This window comes from Elioraea tepidiphila DSM 17972 (assembly GCF_000378465.1).
In the GTDB taxonomy this organism is placed as follows: domain Bacteria; phylum Pseudomonadota; class Alphaproteobacteria; order Acetobacterales; family Acetobacteraceae; genus Elioraea; species Elioraea tepidiphila.
Map to the genome: position 1 here is coordinate 1 of NZ_KB899957.1, position 4327 is coordinate 4327.

Below are 4327 nucleotides of genomic sequence, written 5' to 3' on the forward strand. Positions count from 1 at the left end.
AACAGCATCAGCACCTGCAGCATCATCCTCAGCGCCTTGGTCATGCCGAGCAGCAGCGAGGAGCGGTCCGCCGCGGTGCCCTGCAGCGGCAGCGCCTCGGAGAAGCGGCGATGCCAGAGCCGGATCACGTGCGGCCGCATGCCCATCGCGTCGATCGCGTCGGCGTTGCGCAGCATCGCCTCGGCGTGCCGCTGCGCGCCCGCGGAGAGCATGTTGGCCTGGCGCAGATGCGGCGCGGTCAGCCGGTCGGTGAGCAGGGTCAGCAGGAACAGCAGCGCCGCGCCCGCCGTCGCGACCCAGCCGAGCCAGGGATGCAGCAGGAAGATCACGGCGAGATAGATCGGCACCCAGGGCACGTCGAACAGCGTCGTCAGCGCGGGGCTGGCGAGGAAGCTCCGCCACAGCGCCATGTCGCGCGCCGCCTCCATCCGGTACGGCCGATCCACGAGCTCGGCATCGATCGAGCGCGAGAACACGTGCGGCAGCACCGTCTCCTCGATCCAGGCGGCCACACGGCCCAGCACCGCCATGCGGACGAACTCGAACACGCCGAGCACGAGGATCGCCAGCGCGGCGATCAGGGTCAGGTAGATCAGCGTGTCCTTGTGTCGCGTGGCGAGCACCCGGTCATAGACCTGCATCATGTAGATCGAGCCCACCAGCGCGAGCAGGTTTAAGGTCGCACTCAGAAGACCCACGAACCCGAGCGTTGTGTGGTTCCGGCCCGACGCGATCGATAATGCGGTTGCAGGCTTCGTCATTTTCCTGGGTTCTTGGCTGTTCGTGTTCGTCGCGGTGGATGGTAGTCGCACCAAGCGCACGCCATGGTCTGAGAACAGGTTGAGGAAATAGTTAAGGGTCTGTCCTCGTGACCTGCCCCCGAGATTTCGGGCCATGGATGACGTGAGAGAGTGGTTCCCCGAAAGAGATGGAGCATGCGCAAGTCGAGGTTTACGGAGGAGCAGATGGTCGCGATCATCCGAGAGGCGGATCGCGACGGGGTGGCGTTGTTGCGAAACGGCACAAGGTCAGCGATCAGACGCTGTACACATGAAAGAAGCGGTTCGGGGCATTTCAGCCGGACGATGTGCGGAGGCTGAAGCAGCTCGAGCAGGAGAACGCGCAGCCACTTCCCGCACGACGAGGCCGCGCTCAAGCTCTTGTTCTTCGTGTTGAACCGTACCGCCAAGGAGTGGAGGATGCCGGCCAGGGAATGGCACGCCGCCAGAGCGCAGTTCGCCATCCTGTTCCAGGACCGTCTCAACCCGTGAATCTGTGGGGTCTGCCTAGGTGTTTGATCCCGGGGTTTGATGGTGCAGTCTTTTCCCAGGCATGGAAGGATGCACTATGGGCCAGGTTCTCCACGGGAGCGCCCGCACGACAGAGGCGGTCCGTCGCGCGATCCAGCATAGTCAAGCGAGCCTGAGGTGTAGAAGTCTGTACTTGATCTGACGGTCATCGACCTGGCGTGGCGGGTGTACGCCAGGTCGGAAGTGTGGCGCTCTGCGCCGACTGCGTCTTCAGGCGCTGCGGGTTACGCGGCCTTGCCGATCTGCTGTTTCTCGCGCGCGAGGGGCTTGCTGTCCAGGAAGGTCTGCATTGGGGTCTTGCCGAAGCACCAGCGGCCCTGGTGGGTGCGTGCCTCGTTGTAGTGTCTCATCCACTCGTCGAGGTCGGCCTGGAGTTCCTCGACGGCGCGGTAGACCTTCTTGCGGAAGGCGACGCGGTAGAACTCGTCCAGCAGCGTCTTGTGGAAGCGCTCGCAGATGCCGTTGGTCTGCGGGCTCTTCGTCCGCGTGCGGGTGTGGTCGATATCCTCCACCGCCAGGTAGAGCTCATACTCGTGCCGGTCATGGGCGCCGCAGAACTCGGTGCCGCGGTCGGTCAGCACCCGGTCGATGCGCAAGCCATGCTCGTCGAAGAACGGGATCACCCGGTCGTTCAGCAACTCGGCCGCGGTCAGCGCGGTCTTGCGGTCGTAGAGCTTGGCGAAGCCGACCTTCGAGTAGGTATCGATCGCGGTCTGCTGGTAGACCCGGCCCACCCCCTTCAGGGTGCCGACGTAGAAGGTATCCTGCGCGACGCAGTAGCCGGGATGCTCGCTGTCGAACTCGCCATGGGCTTCCTTGTCGGCCTTGGCTTTCTCCAGCGCCACGAGTTGGGCTTCGGTCAGTACGCCGCCCTCCTGCGCCACCTTCGCCTCGAGCGCCTTCAGCCGGTGCTTCATGGTCGCCAGGTCGTGGCGCAGCCAGATGTTGCGCACACCGAAGGGGGAGACCTCGATCCCCCGCTGGCGCAACTCGTTGGATACCCGCGCCTGGCCCCAGGCGGGCTGCTCAACCGCCATCTCAACGACGGCGGCCTCGACCTCCGGCGCCACCCGGTTCTTCAGGTTCGGCTTCGCCTTCGTCATCTCGGCCAGCGCCAACTCGCCGCCGCGCTCGTAGAGGTCGCGGAAGCGGTAGAAGCTGTCGCGCGAGTAGCCGAGCACCCGGCACGCCTGGGTCACGTTGCCCAGCTGCTTGGCCAGCTCCAACAGCCCAAGCTTGGCGCGGATCACCTTGCGTTCGGTCTGGGTCATGGGACTCTCCCATCAACTCGGCCGGGGCGCTGCGCTTCGCCTATGGCTCCGCGCCCCGGCCTCCATCCCCGCCGATCATACCTACCGTCCGGCCAAATCGAAACTTCTACACCTAATCGCTGCCAAAATCCACCCACGCGCGGCATCTTTCCGGCAGATCGCCCCCAGAAACCCAGCGCATCCGCCCGCCAAACCCTACCCAACCGCCGCACAGCCCAGAAAAACCAAACCCATAGCGGCGAATTTCCGCAGCCTGCTAACGCAACGGCGTATCACCGCTCGACGAAGGACCGGCGGAAGCTGTCGAGGATCGGCTTGAGCAGATACGCCATCATGGTCCGCTCGCCGGTGACGATGCTCGCCTCCACCGGCATGCCCGGCACCACGCGCCCGCCCGGAAGCTGCGCGAGCGCGGCCTCCTCCAGCAGCACGCGGCCGGTGTAGAACGGCGTGCCGCTGCGCTGCTCGACCTCCGCGTCGGGCGAGAGCCAGGCGAGCTCCGCGTGCACCGGCGGCATGTTACGCTGGGGGAAGGAGGGGAAGCGGAGTTCGATCGGCGCGCCCACCTGCACCCGCGCGATGTCGAGCGGCGAGATCCTGAGATCCACCACCAGCCGCTCCTCCGGCACGATGTCGAGCACCGGCTCGGCCGGGCGCACCACGGCACCGGCGCTGTTCACCTTCAGCCCCATCACCGCGCCGCCGATGGGGGCGCGCAGCTCCAGCCGCCCGCTCACGTCGCGCGCGCGGATCAGCTTCTCCTCGACCTCGATCAGCCGCTCGCGCACGCTGCGCAGCTCGCGCCCGGCCTCGGCGCTGCGCGACTGGCGCTGGCTCGCGAGCGTCTGCGCGATCTCGGCGATCTGGGCGCGGCTGCGCAGGATCTGGCCCTGCTGGTCCTCGTAGGTGCCGGTAAGCGCCGCCTCGCTCCGTTGCAGGGCGAGCAGCCGCGGCCGGCGCTCCAGCCCGCGCCGCAGCAGCTCGTCGACTGTTTCGGCCTCCTCGCGCACGAGCTCGATCTGGCGCAGCGACGCGGCGAGCTGGCGCGTGAGCGCATCGATCGTCGCCTGCAACTGGTCCTGCCGCGCGAGCAGCGCCGTGTCGGACGCGATCCAGGCCGCGCGCTTCATCTCGAAGATCGCCGTCTGGCCGGTGATCATCTCGGCCACCTCGGGCCGCGCGCGCGCGAGCACCACCTCGTCGGGCAGGCGGATGCGCTCCGCCCCGTCGAGCTCCGCCTCCAGCCGCGCGGCATGCGCGAGCAGCGCCAGACGCTGCGTCTCCAGCCCCTGCTGGAGGGCCGCCGCCTGCACGGGGTCGAGCCGCACCAGCACCTGGCCAGGCTCCACGCGGTCGCCCTCGCGCACCAGGATCTCGCGCACGATCCCGCCCTCGGCGTGCTGCACGCTGCGCCGGTTCAGCTCCACCTTCACCGAACCCTGCGCGAGGCTCGCCTCGGCCAGCGGATACCACGAGGCCCAGAAGCCGAAGCCGCCGATGAAGAGCACGAACACCGCGATGCCGAACAGCGTCAGCCCGCGGATGCGCGGCCGCGCGGGCAGCGCGATCGTGCGGTCCCAGTACTCGATCTCGCGCCGCACCAGCGCGCGCGAGCGCTCGTAGGGAACGAGTGCGGTGCCCATCAGCCGGCTCCCTGCTTCGCGTCGCCCGCCGGCGCGACGGTCACGGCCTGCGCCGTCTCCACCGGCTTCAGCACCCGGCGCATCACCGCCTCGCGCGGGCCGA

At 67.8% G+C, this 4327-nt stretch carries 3 protein-coding genes and 2 pseudogenes; 2 read left to right on the forward strand and 3 right to left on the reverse strand.

The window, feature by feature from the left end:
* Positions 1-698 (reverse strand): ABC transporter transmembrane domain-containing protein (locus tag F563_RS0120870; protein ID WP_245557186.1); only part of this gene is annotated, 698 nt, incomplete at its 3' end.
* Positions 699-935: 237 nt separating this feature from the next.
* Between F563_RS0120870 and F563_RS25805 the strand changes: the two are divergent.
* Both F563_RS25805 and F563_RS25810 read left to right on the forward strand, forming a co-directional pair.
* Positions 936-1126: pseudogene (locus F563_RS25805) on the forward strand (transposase); the annotation flags it as partial.
* Positions 1116-1271 (forward strand): annotated as a pseudogene (locus F563_RS25810) (IS256 family transposase); the annotation flags it as partial. The pseudogenes F563_RS25805 and F563_RS25810, both read left to right, overlap by 11 nt.
* Positions 1272-1534: 263 nt before the next feature.
* Here the strand turns inward: F563_RS25810 and F563_RS0120880 are convergent.
* Both F563_RS0120880 and F563_RS0120885 read right to left on the reverse strand, forming a co-directional pair.
* A complete protein-coding gene (locus F563_RS0120880) occupies positions 1535-2581 on the reverse strand; it encodes an IS481 family transposase (protein WP_019016635.1) in 1047 nt (348 codons plus the stop codon).
* 272 nt (positions 2582-2853) lie between these two features.
* A complete protein-coding gene (locus F563_RS0120885; protein ID WP_019016636.1) occupies positions 2854-4224 on the reverse strand; it encodes an HlyD family type I secretion periplasmic adaptor subunit in 1371 nt (456 codons plus the stop codon).
* Between the last annotated feature and the right edge of the window lie 103 nt (positions 4225-4327).

Excerpts from the sequence above, each read along its gene's own strand:
- F563_RS0120880 (WP_019016635.1), bottom strand. The coding sequence starts at position 2,581 with ATGACCCAGACCGAACGCAAGGTGATCCGCGCCAAGCTTGGGCTGTTG.
- F563_RS0120885 (WP_019016636.1), bottom strand. The coding sequence starts at position 4,224 with ATGGGCACCGCACTCGTTCCCTACGAGCGCTCGCGCGCGCTGGTGCGG.